The organism is Halospina sp. K52047b (genome assembly GCF_008709855.1).
GTDB classification, from domain to species: domain Bacteria; phylum Pseudomonadota; class Gammaproteobacteria; order Pseudomonadales; family Oleiphilaceae; genus Halospina; species Halospina utahensis_B.
The window spans coordinates 1-15825 of record NZ_VYJH01000005.1 but is presented as its reverse complement, the minus strand read 5'-3'; the positions used below and the strand labels follow the sequence as shown (position 1 = coordinate 15825).

General features: G+C 62.5%; 13 protein-coding genes. 8 read left to right on the top strand and 5 right to left on the bottom strand.

Going from position 1 to position 15825, the window contains the following annotated elements:
- Positions 1 to 6: 6 nt before the first annotated feature.
- The 3 genes from F3089_RS07955 to F3089_RS07945 all read right to left on the bottom strand — a co-directional run bounded on the left by F3089_RS07955 (position 7) and on the right by F3089_RS07945 (position 3678).
- The gene (locus F3089_RS07955; protein ID WP_151440465.1) at positions 7 to 564 is read right to left on the bottom strand and encodes a GspH/FimT family pseudopilin; all 558 of its coding nucleotides are present in this window, start codon (positions 562 to 564) and stop codon (positions 7 to 9) included.
- A gap of 100 nt (positions 565 to 664) precedes the next feature.
- Positions 665 to 2038, bottom strand: coding sequence for a sigma-54-dependent transcriptional regulator (locus tag F3089_RS07950; RefSeq protein ID WP_151440325.1), 1374 nt, complete (start codon positions 2036 to 2038; stop codon positions 665 to 667).
- Positions 2035 to 3678, bottom strand: coding sequence for a sensor histidine kinase (locus F3089_RS07945; RefSeq protein WP_151440324.1), 1644 nt, complete (start codon positions 3676 to 3678; stop codon positions 2035 to 2037). The genes F3089_RS07950 and F3089_RS07945 overlap by 4 nt, the downstream gene beginning before the upstream one ends.
- 85 nt (positions 3679 to 3763) lie before the next feature.
- Between F3089_RS07945 and F3089_RS07940 the strand changes: the two genes are divergently transcribed.
- On the top strand, positions 3764 to 5386 hold the full coding sequence (locus F3089_RS07940; RefSeq protein ID WP_225741712.1) for an NAD+ synthase: 1623 nt from the start codon (positions 3764 to 3766) through the stop codon (positions 5384 to 5386).
- A 6-nt stretch (positions 5387 to 5392) separates the two neighbouring features.
- Here the strand turns inward: F3089_RS07940 and F3089_RS07935 are convergent, their stop codons facing one another.
- Positions 5393 to 6274: an outer membrane protein assembly factor BamD gene (locus F3089_RS07935; RefSeq protein WP_151440322.1), complete on the bottom strand. Its 882-nt coding sequence runs from the start codon at positions 6272 to 6274 to the stop codon at positions 5393 to 5395.
- Positions 6275 to 6376: 102 nt separating this feature from the next.
- Here F3089_RS07935 and rluD point away from each other — a divergent pair, with 102 nt between their 5' ends.
- From rluD to clpB, 3 genes are all read left to right on the top strand, one after another.
- Complete coding sequence (gene rluD / locus F3089_RS07930) at positions 6377 to 7351, top strand: 23S rRNA pseudouridine(1911/1915/1917) synthase RluD (RefSeq protein WP_151440321.1); 975 nt, start codon at positions 6377 to 6379, stop codon at positions 7349 to 7351.
- The gene (pgeF, locus tag F3089_RS07925; RefSeq protein WP_151440320.1) at positions 7348 to 8106 is read left to right on the top strand and encodes a peptidoglycan editing factor PgeF; all 759 of its coding nucleotides are present in this window, start codon (positions 7348 to 7350) and stop codon (positions 8104 to 8106) included. Before rluD ends, pgeF begins: the two co-directional genes overlap by 4 nt.
- A gap of 98 nt (positions 8107 to 8204) precedes the next feature.
- Positions 8205 to 10781 carry an ATP-dependent chaperone ClpB gene (clpB, locus tag F3089_RS07920; protein WP_151440319.1) on the top strand — a complete coding sequence of 859 codons (2577 nt, stop codon included), beginning with the start codon at positions 8205 to 8207 and terminating at the stop codon, positions 10779 to 10781.
- An 11-nt stretch (positions 10782 to 10792) separates the two neighbouring features.
- Here clpB and F3089_RS07915 read toward each other — a convergent pair whose 3' ends face one another.
- Complete coding sequence (locus tag F3089_RS07915) at positions 10793 to 11248, bottom strand: DUF4124 domain-containing protein (protein ID WP_151440318.1); 456 nt, start codon at positions 11246 to 11248, stop codon at positions 10793 to 10795.
- A gap of 361 nt (positions 11249 to 11609) precedes the next feature.
- Between F3089_RS07915 and F3089_RS07910 the strand changes: the two genes are divergently transcribed.
- From F3089_RS07910 to pssA, 4 genes are read left to right on the top strand one after another with little or no spacing between them, the layout of a single operon-like run.
- Positions 11610 to 13331: an acetolactate synthase 3 large subunit gene (locus tag F3089_RS07910; RefSeq protein ID WP_151440317.1), complete on the top strand. Its 1722-nt coding sequence runs from the start codon at positions 11610 to 11612 to the stop codon at positions 13329 to 13331.
- A 4-nt stretch (positions 13332 to 13335) separates the two neighbouring features.
- The gene (gene ilvN / locus F3089_RS07905) at positions 13336 to 13827 is read left to right on the top strand and encodes an acetolactate synthase small subunit (RefSeq protein ID WP_077529096.1); all 492 of its coding nucleotides are present in this window, start codon (positions 13336 to 13338) and stop codon (positions 13825 to 13827) included.
- A 42-nt stretch (positions 13828 to 13869) separates the two neighbouring features.
- A complete protein-coding gene (gene ilvC / locus F3089_RS07900; protein WP_151440316.1) occupies positions 13870 to 14883 on the top strand; it encodes a ketol-acid reductoisomerase in 1014 nt (337 codons plus the stop codon).
- Between the two features lie 45 nt (positions 14884 to 14928).
- Complete coding sequence (pssA, locus tag F3089_RS07895) at positions 14929 to 15750, top strand: CDP-diacylglycerol--serine O-phosphatidyltransferase (RefSeq protein WP_151440315.1); 822 nt, start codon at positions 14929 to 14931, stop codon at positions 15748 to 15750.
- Positions 15751 to 15825: the final 75 nt, after the last annotated feature.

Below are 15825 nucleotides of genomic sequence, written 5' to 3'. Positions count from 1 at the left end.
ATGCGCTCAGGGGCAGGTGACGGGTTTCCCGGCGCTGCCCTGAACGATCCCATCTCCAGAGTGGTCCTGAGCGTAGCGTAAGCGCCCGCCCATATTGATGATGAGCTGTCCGGCATTTTTCTCGTCACCGCTTTCCGGACACCAGGTCAGATTGCCGAGGGTTCCGCGGACCATGCCGTTCGGGCGGTACTGGAAATAGCCCCGGTTGCCCACTCTTACTGTCCATGAGCCGGATTCCGATGGTTCCTTGATGCGCAGTGATTGCCGGCCGGCCGTGAGCGCGCGCTGGTTTTCAGGATCCGCAAAGACATGCACCGGTTTCTGCCAGTCCCCGGTGCATTCATTGCTGTCATCCAGGGGGCAGATGGTCACGATGGTGCCCTGGCTGACGGCCTGGGTTCGGGCAAGATGGAACAGCCCCACCATGCTCTGCATCTGGGTCCGGCGGGCGGTGTTCTCAAAGAGCTTCTTCAGGCCGGGGACCATGGTGGTGGTCACAATGGCCAGTACCGCAATGACGATGATCAGTTCAAGCAGCGTCACGCCGCGTTCCGTGCGTCTCATCCCTGAGTCCTCTTCTGTCTGGTCCGTTCAATCCCTGTTCGGATGAGCGGATTCTAGGCAAAGAGGGCCCTGGAGGGCAACGAACGGATTCGCGGAAGTGCTACTCCATGCCCAGTTTCTTGAGCTTGTAACGCAGGGCCCGGAAGCTGATCCCCAGCCAGCGCGCGGCTGCCGTCTTGTTGCCTTCGGTCTGGGCCAGAGCTTTCTCGATGGTGGTGCGCTCGATGGATTCCAGGTAGGACTCCAGGTCCATGCCGCTCTCCCCAGGCTCCGGAATGCCCGCACTCTCCTCCGGGGCCAACCCTGTTGAGGGGGCACTATTGAGCTGGAGGTCCTCGCCCCGGATCACATCCTCCTCGCTCAGGGTGAAGGCCCGCTCCAGGCAGTTCTCCAGCTCCCGTACGTTGCCCGGGAACGGGTGGGCCTGCAGGGCGGTTACCGCGTCGTCGCTGAGCTGGGCCGGTGGCAGATCGTAGTCCCGTGCCAGGCGTTCCAGGATGTGCCGGGCCAGTATCGGGATATCAGCGGTACGCTCGCGCAGGGAAGGCACCCTCAGTTCAATCACGTTGATCCGATAGAACAGGTCCTGACGGAAGAGGCCGTCCTCCACCAGCGCGGCCAGATTGCGGTGCGTGGCGCTGAGGATACGCACGTCCACGGCAACCTCCTCCTTGGCCCCGACAGGCCGGATGCGCTTCTCCTGAATGGCCCGCAGCAGTTTCACCTGCATGGGCAGCGGCAGGTCCGCGACCTCATCCAGAAACAGGGTGCCCTGATGCGCAGCCTGGAAGAGCCCCTCACGGTTCTCGGTAGCGCCGGTAAAGCTGCCCTTGCGGTGGCCAAAGAACTCGCTCTCCATCAGTTCCTGGGGAATGGCGCCGCAGTTGACGGGCACGAAAGCATGCTCCCGGCGGGGCCCGTGTTCATGGATCAGCCGGGCCACCAGTTCCTTGCCGCTACCGGACTCGCCGCTGATGTAGACCGGGGCCTGGCTGCGCGCGACCTTGCGGGCCTGGCGCCGGAGTGTGTCAATTTCCGGCGACTCGCCGAGCAACAGCTCCTCGTCTCCGGCGCCAGTGGTTCCCCGGTCCTCGCCTGCGTTTTCCGGGGGCAGTCGCAGCGCACTTTCCACCAGCTCCCGCAGGCGCGGCAGTTCCACGGGCTTGGAGACAAAATCGAAGGCGCCGGTCTTGAGCGCCGTTATCGCGGAATCCATGCTGCCATAGGCGGTGATCACCGCTACCGGTATGTCCGGGCACTGGCTCTGTATCCAGTCGACCAGGTCAATGCCGTTGCCATCCGGCAGGCTCATGTCGGTCAGGCACAGGTGGAAGACCTGGTTGGCGAGCAGGTCACGCGCTTCACCCAGGGTGGCGGCGGTGGTGCACTCAACAGCCATCCGGCTGAGTGTAATATCAAGCAGTTCCCGGATGTCCGGCTCGTCGTCGACAATCAGGGCCCTGTAATCGGTCATGGTTCATTCCCTGTCAGGTTGGCGCCCGAGGCACTGAAATCCAGAGCGCGGCGCCCCGGGTGGGCAAAGGTGATGCGGAAACAGCATCCGGTCTCGCCGCTCTCCAGCAGGAAGAGCCGGGCCTGGTTGGCCTCGCACAGTTCCCGTGCCAGATAGAGTCCCAGGCCGGTGCCTTCCTGTTCGGTGGTGTGGAACGGTTCGAACAGCGAGGCCTGTTGGGTCTCATCCAGCCCCGGGCCGTAATCCTGCACATCAATATAGGCCCTCTGACCGTCCTCGGTCACGCCGGTCCGCACCGTGAGCTGGAGGCGGCCGGTTCGCTGACGGCTGTAGCGCAGGCCATTATCAATCAGGTTGGTCAGTGCCTGTTGCAGCTGTGAGGGATCAAAACGGGCTGACCCCGGAACGCCGGAGAGTTTCAGGTCGATCAGTACCGGCTCCTGGACCGTCTCCACATAGTCGTTGACCACCCCGGCCAGCCACTCGCCCAGATCCATCAGACGGACACTGGTCGAGCGTCGGCGTGAGAGCTCCAGCACATTCTCGATGATGGCATTCACGCGTTCGCTGTGGCGCTGGATGATGCCGGCCATCCGGCGGTCGCCATCATCCGCGGTATCGGATTCGCCGAGAAGCTGGGCCGCGTGGCTGATCGCACCCAGGGGGTTGCGGATCTCATGGGCAATGCCGGCGGTGAGTCGCCCCAGGGAGGCCAGTTTCAGCTGTTGGGCCTGCTGGACGATCTTGCCCGTGTCTTCCAGAAAGATCAGGACCAGATGCTCCAGTGGGCTGTCCAGACGCATGAAATTCGCCTGAACGCTGGGCGTGTCGTTGCGGGCCTGGAATGGTGGTGTGCGTTCGCCAGGCTGCTCAAGCCATTGATCAAGGCGCTGCTTGAGCGCCTGGGGCAGGGTGGTCAGTCTTGGGGCTGCCGTGCGTTCTCCCAGCAGCAGCTCGCCGGAAGCGGCGTTGGCCATCCGGAGGGCCCCATTGGGCTCCGCGACCAGGATGCCGGTATGCATGCGCTGGATGATCTGGTGGTTGAGCTGTTCCAGCTCCTCAATGCTGCGGGCCCGTTCCGAGGCCAGCTGTTCACTGGAGGCCAGGCGGCGGGTGATGTTCTGGAGCAGGAAGGCGGCGGCAAAGTAGATAAGCCCCATGACGCCGGCCCGGACGATGTCATCCACACCGGACAGTCCCTGCAGCAGGAGCAGCGCGGCTGTAACCAGCGATGCCAGCGTGGCCAGTGCGGCGTAGAAGATGCCGACCCGGCCGGGAACCAGGATATTGCCCGCTGCCACGCTGATGATACCCAGGTTCACGATGCCGCTGCTGATGCCGCCGCTGAAGAAGGCGAGCAGGTGGATCATCAGTATGTCCGCCAGGATGGAGACTGTGATGTGCCAGGGGCGGAGCGCATAGCCGGCCAGCAGCAGCATGCCCGTGACGATGTTCATCGCCAGGTAGGTGAGGGCCGTGGCCTGGAACAGCCATTCGTTGTGCAGTCTGGTGCCGACCAGATCCGTCTCAAGCAGCAGCAGCGCCACCAGCAGCAGGCTGATGACGATCCGGTAGTAGTTGTAGATGCGGAAAAGACGGGCCCGCTGGTCCTTCCGCGCTGCCTGTGGCGACGCCTCCATGGAGACTCCGTGTGAGTGGAACGTCAAAATGGATTCAGGTGGTTATAATAGCGTCCCAGCGTCCATGGTGACAGGAGACAGGGGAATGACAGCGGGTTTGCGGGTCGTGATGGCCCAGTTCAATGCCACGGTCGGGGATATCCCCGGTAATGCCGAAGGGATGCTTTCAATGGCCCATGACGCGGTTCAGTCGCATGGGGCGGACATTGTGGTTTTCCCGGAGCTGGCGCTGACGGGCTATCCCCCGGAAGACCTGCTGCTGCGGCCGAGTCTGGGGACCAGGGTGGAGCGCGCACTGGAACACATTGCGGAGGCCATGCCGGAGGCCATCCTGATCTTTGGCGCTCCCCGGGTTACGGATGAGGGCCTGGTCAATGCGGCCATGGTGCTGGACTCCGGCCAGGTGCTCGGGCAGGCCGCAAAGCAGTACCTGCCCAACCAGGATGTGTTTGACGAGAAGCGGTGGTTCGTTCCGGGAACGGCCACCAGTGTGTTTGAGCTGCGGGGGCTGCCGGTTGCCATCACCATCTGTGAGGATATCTGGCACGATCAGCCGGCGGTTGCGGCGGCTGATCGCGGAGCCCGTCTGCTCATCAATCTGAATGCCTCCCCCTACCATTTGGAACGCCAGCCGGAGCGGCGGGAGCGGCTGGCCACACTGGCCCGTGCGCACAATCTGGGGATCATCTACGTGAACCTTGTGGGTGGCCAGGATGAACTGGTCTTTGATGGCGGTTCACTGGCTTTTGACGGTTACGGCCGAGAGTGCGCCCGGGCGCCGCGCTTTGATGAGGCGCTGCATCCGGTGCAGCTGGATGGTGATGGAAACCTGGCGGAGACGGAGCTGGCACCGGAACCCGATGAGGATGCTCTGGTCTACCGGGCCCTGTGCGTGGGGCTGCGCGACTACATCGGCAAGAACGGTTTCCCCTCGGTGGTGCTCGGCCTTTCCGGGGGGATTGATTCCGCCCTGACGCTGGTGGTGGCGGTCGATGCACTGGGCGCGGACCGGGTATCCGCGGTGATGATGCCGTTCCGGTACACCTCGGGTATGAGTCTGGAGGATGCCGAGCGCATGGCGGATGGTCTGGGTGTTGAGTACCGGGTGCTGTCCATTGAATCCATCTACGATGCTTTCATGGGGGCACTGGCCGAACCTTTTGGCGACCGCGCCGTGGATACCACCGAGGAGAATCTGCAGGCCCGGATCCGTGGCACCCTGCTGATGAGCCTTTCCAACAAGTTCGGCAGCATTGTTCTGACCACCGGCAACAAGAGCGAGCTTGCCGTGGGCTACTCCACCCTCTACGGCGACATGGCCGGTGGCTTCAGTGTGCTCAAGGACGTGTCCAAGACACTGGTCTACCGGCTTTCACGCTGGCGTAACCGGGCAGAGGAGGCGATTCCGCAGCGGATCATCGAGCGTCCGCCGTCGGCAGAGCTGGCACCGGATCAGAAGGATGAGGACAGCCTGCCGCCCTACGAGGTGCTGGATCGGATCCTTGAGCGCTATGTGGAGCAGGATGTCAGCGCGGAGGGCATCATCGCCGAGGGGTATGACCGGGAGGATGTGCTGCGGGCGGTCCGGCTGGTGGATATCAACGAGTACAAGCGCCGCCAGGCCCCCATTGGCACCCGCATCACGCGGCGTGCTTTCGGGCGGGATCGGCGCTATCCGATCACCAATCGGTGGCAGGCGGGCGACTGAAGCCCGTCACTCCTCGTCTTCCGGGCCGCCCATGAGCCCGAAGGTCAGTACGCTGGTCAGGGAGCGGTCCCGGATACCGAAAGTCTGGCGGGTGAAGCGTCCGTCATCGTTCAGCGCCGGGTTGTCCGGGAAGTTCTGGGCGAGCACGCGTGCGGTGTCCTTGCGTTCCTGATTCAGGCCCAGGCGGGCGTACATCTCGGCCATGATGACCAGCGCCTCTTCCACCGCCGGCGTTCGGTTGTATTCCTCAACCACGGTTCGTGCGCGGTTCAGTGCCGCGATATAGGCTTGCCGCTTGATGTAGTACTGCGCTGCCGCCAGCTCCTGCCCGGCCATCCGGTTACGGATGGCGATCATGCGCTGGCGGGCGTCGGCGGTGTACTGGCTTTCCGGATAGCGGCTGACCAGCTGTGAGAAATCCTCGAAGGCCTGGAGCTGCTGTCCGGGATCGCGGGCGTCTACTTCAATGGGGAAGTAGCGTGCGGCCAGCCCCAGGTCCATGTAATAGGAAGCTATGCCGCGCATGTAGAGCGCGTAGTCCGCGTTCTCGCTCTGGGGGTTCAGCCGCAGGAAACGGTCTGCCGCGCTGCGCGCACCCTGGAGGTCGAGGTTCTGGTAGCGGGCATAGATCAGGTCCAGCTGGGCCTGTTCCGCATACCGTCCGAAGGGGTAGTAGGTCTCCAGTGCCTCCAGGTTCTGTTGGGCGGACTCGAAGTTGCCGGCGTTCATGGAACTGCGGGCCTGTTCGTAGTACTCCTCCTCGGGCAGTGTTTCCTCCCCGGTGCTGGCACAGCCGGCCAGAAGCAGGGCGGTGAGCACGGGAGCGAGAATCCGGCCCGCAGTGCGCTGGATGGAACCTTCGGAATGGGGCAGCGACCGGCGCGTCATGCGATTACCTGTATACTGTGATGTAAAAGGGTGTGAGTTGACGGCCATTGTAACGGCCGGGATCATGATTCGGAACCAGCAGAGGGCAGGACAGCACAATCCATGACAAGCGGCACAGAACGCATCGAGGCAAGCTTCAGTGTACCGCCGGAACTCAGCGACCAGCGGTTGGACCAGGCCGTGGCACGGCTGATGCCGGAGCATTCACGCTCGCGCATCCAGGGGTGGGTGCGCTCCGGCGAGCTCACGGTCAACGGCGAGAAACGCCGGCCGCGGGATCGGGTACTGGTGGACGACCGGGTGGACGTAGCAGCACAAGCGGAGGCTGAGGTCACCTGGGAAGCGGAGGCCATCGATCTGGACATCATCCATGAGGATGAGCATCTGATCGTGCTGAACAAGCCGGCGGGTCTGGTGGTTCACCCCGCTGCCGGCCACGAGGCGGGGACCCTGGTCAACGCGCTTCTCCATCATGCCCCGGAACTGGAGCGTATTCCCCGGGCGGGGATCGTGCACCGGCTGGACAAGGACACCAGCGGGATCATGGTGGTGGCCCGTAGCCTGGAGGCGCACACATCCCTGGTGGCGCAGCTGCAGGAACGGCGTATGGGGCGCGAATACCAGGCCGTCTGTCTCGGGGAACTGACCGGCGGTGGCCGGATTGAGCAGCCCATCGGTCGCCATCCCCAGCAGCGCAAGAAAATGGCCGTGGTGCCCGATGGCCGCCCGGCGGTCACACATTACCGGCTGGTCAGGCGCATGGCCGGGTTCAGCCACATCCGCTGCCAGCTGGAGAGCGGGCGGACCCATCAGATCCGGGTCCACATGGCACACATCCGTCATCCGCTGCTCGGTGACCCGGTCTATGGAAGCCGTATGCGCTATCCCAGAGGGACGGATGAGGAGCTTCGGTCCGCGCTGGACGGGTTCCGCCGCCAGGCCCTGCATGCGGCCCGCCTTGAGCTGGCGCATCCGGCCACCGACGAGTTCTGCGAGTGGGAGGCGCCGCTGCCCGCGGATTTCCGTCAGCTTCTGGATGCCCTGTCTGCTTTTGAGGAAAGGCGGTCCGCTTCATGATCACGGAGTCTGACGAAAGCGTCTTCGTTCCGGACTGGCCCGCACCTGCCGGGATTCGATCCCTGGTCACCACGCGCCGCGGTGGTTTCAGTAGTGGTCCCTGGCGCAGCTTCAATCTCGGTTTTCATGTGAACGACGACGCGGGGGCCGTGCACGCCAACCGGGCAAAGCTGACCCGAGTCAGCGGGCTGGCTCCAGGGGCTGTTCACTGGCTTGAACAGGTTCATGGCAACCGGGTGGTGCGTGTCCCCGCCATGGAACAGACGCCGGTGGCGGATGCGGCCTGGACGGACCAGCCGGGTCAGGCCTGTGTGGTCATGACAGCGGACTGCCTCCCGGTGCTGTTCTGCGATGATCGAGGATCCCGTGTTGCCGTGGCCCATGCCGGCTGGCGGGGACTGGCGGATGGTGTACTGGAGGCAGCCCTGGGTGTTTTCCCGGAACCGTCGCGGGTTCTGGCGTACCTGGGGCCCGCCATCGGGCCCTCCGCCTTTGAGGTGGGCGATGAGGTCCGTGCCACCTTCATCGCGGAGGACCCGGAAGCCGGTCTCCATTTCCACCCGGCTTCCCCGCTGGGTGAAACCTGGTATGCGGACCTCTACGGCCTTGCCAGGCAGCGGCTTGAGACTGCCGGAGTCAAGCGCGTTTTTGGAGGCTGCGCCTGTACCTACTGGGATGAGGCGGATTTCTTTTCCTACCGTCGTGACGGCACCACAGGCCGCATGGCATCCCTGATCTGGCTTGACAACGCTTGAAGAGCCAGTAAAAGCCCCAATATCTCCCCACAAAGCCAAAATGAGCAACCGTTGGTGAAGGCACCACACGGTTCCTGGAACAGTGGGAGAATGAATCGATGCGAATCGACAAGATGACGAGCCGGCTCCAGAACGCACTGGCGGATGCCCAGTCACTGGCGGTCGGGAACGACAACAACACCATTGAGCCCCTGCACCTGATGCAGGCGCTGCTTGACCAGAAGGACGGCGGCACCCGCGGGCTGCTGCAGCAGCTGAGTGTGGACCCCAACCGCTTCCGCCAGTCCGTGGCCGAGGGCATCGATGGCCTGGCGCGTGTCAAGGACAACCAGGGCGATGTCCAGATGGGCCAGGAGCTGGGCCGTCTGCTCAACATGACGGACAAGCTCGCCCAGCAGCGTGGCGATGGCTATATCTCGAGCGAGCTTTTCCTGCTCGCCGCAACCGAGGACAAGGGCCCCCTGGGCAAGGTCTTCCGGGAATTCGGCGTTACCAAGGACTCGATGGCCCAGGCCATCGACAGCATGCGTGGAGGTGAGACCGTGGACGACCCCTCAGCAGAGGAAAATCGTGAGGCTCTGGACAAGTATACCTCGGATCTCACCGCCCGGGCCCGGGACGGTAAGCTGGATCCGGTGATCGGCCGGGATGATGAGATCCGGCGGACGATCCAGGTACTGCAGCGCCGCCAGAAAAACAACCCGGTTCTGATCGGCGAGCCCGGTGTGGGCAAGACTGCCATCATCGAAGGGCTGGCCCAGCGGATCGTGGACGGCGAGGTGCCCGATGGGCTCAGGGACAAACGGGTTCTGGCCCTGGATCTGGGCGCACTGCTTGCAGGTGCCAAGTATCGCGGCGACTTTGAGGAACGCCTCAAGGCGGTGCTGAACGAGCTCGGCAAGGAAGAAGGGCAGGTGATCCTGTTCATTGACGAGCTCCACACCATGGTTGGTGCGGGCAAGACCGAAGGTTCCATGGATGCGGGCAATATGCTCAAGCCGGCGCTGGCCAGGGGCGAGCTCCACTGCGTGGGGGCGACCACCCTGGACGAATACCGTGAGAACATCGAGAAGGATGCCGCCCTGGAGCGCCGTTTCCAGAAGGTGATGGTTAACGAGCCCACCGAGGAGGACACCATCGCCATCCTGCGTGGGCTCAAGGAGCGCTATGAAGTCCATCACGGCGTGGAGGTGACCGACGGCGCCATCATTGCCGCGGCCAAGCTTTCCAATCGCTATATCACGGACCGCAAGCTGCCGGACAAGGCCATCGACCTGGTGGACGAGGCGGCCAGTCAGATCCGGATCGAGATGGATTCCAAGCCGGAATCCCTGGACCGGCTCGAGCGGCGCCTGATCCAGCTCAAGATCGAGCGCGAAGCGCTCAAGAAGGAGAAGGATGAGGCCTCGAAGAAACGCCTGGATGAGCTTTCGGAACAGATCGCGGATCTCGAGAAGGAGTACGCGGATCTGGAGGAGGTCTGGAACACCGAGAAGGCCTCTCTCCATGGCGCCCAGAGGGTGAAGGAGCAACTGGAAGAGGCGCGCATCGAGCTGGACAACGCCCGCCGTACCGGGGATCTCCAGCGCATGTCCGAGATCCAGTATGGCCAGATCCCGGAGCTGGAGCGCCAGCTTGACCGGGCGAGCCAGGCGGAGATGATGGAGATGTCGCTGCTGCGCAACCGGGTGACGGACGAGGAGATCGCCGAGGTTGTCGGCAAGTGGACTGGCATCCCGGTTTCCAAGATGCTCGAGGGCGAGAAGGACAAGCTCCTGCGTATGGAGCAGAGCCTGCATGAGCGGGTGATCGGGCAGGATGAGGCCATCAGTGCCGTGGCCAACGCGGTGCGCCGTTCGCGTGCCGGTCTGTCGGATCCGCACCGCCCCAATGGCTCCTTCCTGTTCCTTGGTCCCACCGGGGTGGGTAAGACCGAGCTCTGCAAGGCACTGGCGAACTTCCTGTTCGATACCGAGGAAGCCATGGTGCGCATCGATATGTCGGAATTCATGGAGAAGCATTCCGTGGCACGGCTCATTGGTGCACCGCCGGGTTACGTCGGCTATGAACAGGGCGGCTATCTGACCGAGGCGGTACGGCGCCGGCCCTACTCAGTGCTGCTGCTGGATGAGGTTGAAAAGGCGCATGGCGATGTCTTCAACATCCTGCTCCAGGTCCTGGATGATGGCCGCCTGACCGATGGCCAGGGGCGTACGGTGGATTTCCGCAACACCGTGATCGTGATGACCTCGAACCTGGGCTCGGACATCATCCAGACCATGGCCGGCGAAGGCCAGTACGAGCAGATGAAGAGCTCAGTGATGGATGTGGTGAGCAGCCACTTCCGGCCCGAGTTCATTAACCGGGTCGACGATGTGGTGGTCTTCCATCCGCTCGACGAGGAGCAGATCGAGGGCATTGCCCAGATCCAGATCGACCAGCTCAATGCGCGTCTGGCTGAGCAGGAGCTGAGTCTGAGCCTCTCCGAGGAGGCGATGAAGAAGATCGCCGGTGTGGGTTATGACCCGGTCTATGGCGCACGGCCGCTCAAGCGGGCCATTCAGCGCTACATCGAGAATCCGCTTTCCCAGCAGCTGCTGGAGGGCGAATTCCAGCCGGGCACCACCATCCAGGCGAATGTGGAAGGCGATGCCTTCCGCTTTACTGCGGACTGAGGCTTGAGGCCTCAGTCGCAGTTCTCGTCACGGATTTTTTCGTAACGTTCGCGTTCCGCTTCCTTTTCCTCCGGGGAAAGGTAGCGGCGCTCCCCATCCTCCATAACCTGGACCCGGGCGTTCTGCTCCAGGGTCTTCAGTGCCTGGCGGGCCGCTTCACAGTTCTGCTCGCGGATCGCCTCTCTTTCCTGCTGCTCTTTCCCGTCCTGCGTTTCGCCATCAGCAGCCGCTTCCTGCGACTGCTCGCTGTCCGTACCGGCGTTCCCGCCTTCCGCGTCGGCCTGCCTTGAGCCGGTATCAATGGTGTTGGTGCTGCCCGTGGAAACCGGTTCAGCGTCGACCCCGGCAGGTGGGTTGGAGCCGAAGCTGGTCTCGCCGGCCTCGTTGGTCCAGCGGTAGATTTCAGCGCTCGCCGGCAGGGCAATGCAGAGGGCGGCAAGCAGGAAAAGCGGGCGGAAAATGCGCATGGCGGAGCTCCGTGGTGTGGATCAATCTTACTCCCGAATCTAGCCCATTACAGGCTGATCGCAAAATGTGCCGTCACGCAGGGTCTTACGGTTGACACTCCGGCACACCCTGTCAGAATTGACGGTGCCTGTAGGCGGTTGAATTGCATGGCGGCAATCCCGGTAGTGTAATTCCTCGGCATCCACACCACTCAACCCGCTGTACACCTTTACCCTCAGGGTGCAGTTGCCCCGGAGCCAACCTCCTCGCGGGGCGGTGTGGAACAGAGCCCGATTCGGCTTTCACAAGAAGCGTTTCCCCAGGGCACAGGCAGTGGAAGAGACATTGAACATTGATTGCTGTGTAAGAGGGTGATCCAACGTGGAATTACTGTCTGGTGCCGAAATGCTCATCCGGTCCCTCAAGGACCAGGGTGTTGAATACATATACGGATACCCGGGCGGGGCTGCGCTGCACATCTACGATGCGCTGTTCCGTCAGGACGATGTCAAACACATCCTTGTGCGCCATGAGCAGGCCGCCACGCATATGGCGGATGGCTATGCGCGCGCCACCGGTGAACCCGGCGTGGTTCTCGTGACCTCCGGTCCGGGCGCCACCAACACTATTACCGGTATCGCAACCGCCTCCATGGATTCCATTCCCATGGTCGTGCTCTGTGGCCAGGTTGCTTCCCATCTCATTGGTGAGGATGCCTTCCAGGAGACCGACATGATCGGCGTCTCCCGGCCGATCGTGAAGCACAACATGACGGTCCGGCATCCCTCCGAGATTCCCCAGCTTGTCAAAAAGGCGTTCTATCTCGCCAAGAGTGGTCGGCCGGGGCCGGTGGTGATTGATATTCCCAAGGACATGACCGCACCGAACGGGCGCTTTGAGTACGAGTACCCGGAAAAGGTGAGCATGCGCTCCTACAACCCTGCAGTGCGTGGCCATGCCGGTCAGATCCGTCGAGCCGTGGACATGATGATGAATGCCCGCCGTCCGGTCATCTATGCCGGTGGTGGCGTGGTCCTGGGCAAGGCCTCACAGCAGCTGACGGACCTGGCCCATGAGCTCGGGTTCCCGGTAACCAATACCATCATGGGGCTGGGTGGCTTTCCGGCTACCGATGAGCAGTCGCTGGGGTGGCTGGGCATGCATGGCAGCTACGAATCCAATATGGCCATGCATCATTCCGACCTGGTGCTGGCGATCGGGGCCCGGTTTGATGACCGGGTGACCAATGCCACGGACAAGTTCTGTCCCGGTGCCCGCATCGTTCATGTGGACATTGATCCGGCCTCCATCTCCAAGACGGTCCAGGCGGACGTTCCCATTGTGGGCCCTGTCGACTCGGTGCTTGAGGAGATGCTCTCGCTGGTGCGTGAAAGCGAGGAGCAGCCCGACCAGGAGGCGCTTGGGGCGTGGTGGAAGCAGATCCGGGAATGGGGCCAGTACCGTTCGCGCTACCATTACGAGCAGAACGGCGACAACATCATGCCCCAGGAGGCGATCCAGGCCCTCTATCGCGTTACCAAAGGGGATGCCTACGTCACCTCGGATGTTGGTCAGCACCAGATGTTCGCTGCCCAGTTCTATCCGTTCGACAAACCCAACCGCTGGATCAACTCCGGCGGGCTGGGGACCATGGGCTTCGGGTTCCCGGCGGCCATGGGCATCAAGCTGCACATGCCCGAACAGGAGGTGGTGTGCGTGACCGGTGAGGGCAGCATCCAGATGAACATCCAGGAGCTGTCCACCTGCAAGCAGTACCACCTGCCGGTGAAGATCATCAATCTGAACAACCAGGCCCTGGGCATGGTCAAGCAGTGGCAGGACATGAATTACGAGTCGCGTTACGCGCACTCGTACATGGAGTCGCTGCCCAACTTTGAGAAGCTGTTCGAGGCCTATGGCCATGTCGCGTTCACGGTAACCCGGCGCGAGGATCTTGAGCCCGTGCTCGAGAAAGCCTTCGCCATGAAGGATCAGCTCGTCTTCGTCGATATCTACGTGGACCCCTACGAGCACGTTTACCCGATGCAGGTGGCCGGCGGCTCGATGAAGGACATGTGGCTCAGCAAGACGGAGAGGGTCTGATATTATGCGGCGAATCATATCGATCCTGATGGAGAACGAGCCCGGCGCCCTCTCGCGTGTGGTCGGGCTGTTCTCCCAGCGTAACTACAACATCGAAAGTCTGGCGGTGGCGCCGACGGAAGACCCGACGCTGTCACGGCTGACGCTGACCACCGAGGGCTCGGACAAGGTCATTGAGCAGATCACCAAGCAGCTCAACAAGCTGATCGAGGTGGTCAAGCTGGTCGATCTCACCGAGGGCAGCCATGTGGAGCGCGAGCTGATGCTGATCAAGCTGCGCGCCACAGGGGCCCAGCGGGCCGAGATCAAGCGTACGGTCGACATCTTCCGCGGTCAGATCGTGGACGTGACCAGCACCGTCTACACGGTGCAGCTGACCGGTGATGGCGAGAAACTCGATGCCTTCATCCAGGCGGTTGGCACCATGGGCGTTCTGGAAGTGGTGCGCTCCGGCGTCTCCGGTATCGCCCGCGGTGAGAAAGTGCTGTCGCTCTGAATCGCCAACTCCATTTAAAGACACTCTGAACAGGGGAACGTAATGCAGGTCTACTACGATAAAGACTGTGATCTTTCCATCATCAAGGGCATGAAAGTGGCCATCATCGGCTACGGCTCCCAGGGGCACGCCCACGCCAACAACCTGAAGGAATCCGGCGTCAGCAACGTGGTTGTTGGTCTGCGTCAGGGCTCCTCTTCCTGGAAGAAGGCGGAAGAAGCCGGCCTGAAAGTGCAGGCCATCGAGGATGCCGTGAACGGCGCGGACGTGGTCATGGTCCTGACTCCGGACGAGCACCAGAAGGCCCTGTACGAGCAGCAGATCGAGCCGAACATCGGCAAGGGCGCCGCGCTGGCATTCGCTCATGGCTTCAATATCCATTACAACCAGATCGAGCCGCGTGCGGATCTGGACGTCATCATGATCGCGCCCAAGGGCCCCGGCCATACCGTCCGCAGCCAGTATGTTGAAGGCAGTGGCGTCCCCTCGCTGATCGCGGTTAAACAGGACGCCACTGGTAAGGCCAAGGACACTGCGCTTTCCTATGCTTCGGCTAACGGCGGAGGTCGTGCCGGCATCATCGAGACCAGCTTCCAGGAAGAGACTGAAACCGACCTCTTCGGTGAGCAGATGGTACTGTGTGGCGGTACCAGCGCGTTGATCCAGGCCGGCTTCGAGACCCTGGTGGAAGCGGGCTATGCGCCGGAAATGGCGTACTTCGAGTGCCTGCACGAGCTCAAGCTCATTGTGGATCTGCTCTATCAGGGCGGCATTGCGGACATGCGCTACTCCATCTCCAATACCGCTGAGTATGGCGATGTGACCCGTGGCCCGCGCATCATCAATGAGGACACCAAGAAAGAAATGCGCAAGTGCCTGGACGAGATCCAGAGCGGTGAATTTGCGCGTGAATTCATTCTTGAGAACCAGGCAGGTCAGCCCACGCTCAAGGCCAAGCGCCGTATTGCCGAGCAGCACCAGATCACCGAAGTGGGTGATCGGCTGCGTGGCATGATGCCGTGGCTGCAGAAAAGCCGCCTGGTCGGCAACGAGTGAGATTGTGTTGCAGTGCCCGGCAGTATTGAAGGGAGAAGTGGCCTGATGGCGGAACCTGAGCAGGACGTGTCGCCCCCGGCCGAGGCCGGAGAGGAGGAGGTTGAGGGCGCCGAAGTGGTGGAGGAAGAGGTTGTGGGTGGGTCCCGTGTGCGTAAGCGCGGGATCTACCTTCTTCCCAACCTGTTCACCACGGCGTCGCTGTTCTCGGGGTTCTATGCCATTGTGGCGGCCTCTAACAGTGACTTCGCGATGGCCTCCGTCGCCATTTTTGTCTCCATGGTCCTGGATGGCCTGGACGGTCGCGTCGCGCGGCTGACCAATACCCAGAGCCGTTTCGGGGAGGAGTACGACAGCCTGGCGGATATGGTCGCCTTTGGCGTGGCTCCCGGGCTGGTCGCCTTCTTCTGGGTGCTTAACGACCTGGACAAACTGGGCTGGGTTGTGACCTTCATCTATGTGGCGGGGTCGGCGCTCAGGCTGGCCCGCTTCAACACCCAGATCGGGTCCGTGGACAAGCGCTATTTCGTGGGGCTCCCGAGCCCCTCGGCGGCGGCAGTGGTCGCGGGCATGGTCTGGTGCCTTCATGGGCTGGAGCAGTCATGGTGGCTGGAGGTGCTGGCGGTCGTTCTTGTCGCGGGCGCAGGCACGCTCATGGTGAGCAATGTGCTGTACTACTCCGGCAAGGATCTGGATCTCAAGGGGCGGGTGCCTTTTGCGGCCATACTGCTGGTGGTGCTGGCCTTCGCGGTAGTCGCCATTGAGCCGCCTGTCATCCTGTTCCTCGCGTTCCTGGGATATACCCTGTCGGGCCCGGCGTTCTGGCTTTGGCGTCGACTGCGGCGCAGGAAGAGCGCGAGCCAGGGGTGATTGCGCGCCTGTAGCAGCGGCTGTTGGTGTCGATGTTACGGGTTATTCAAAAAACGTGTTGACGCTCACGGCGCA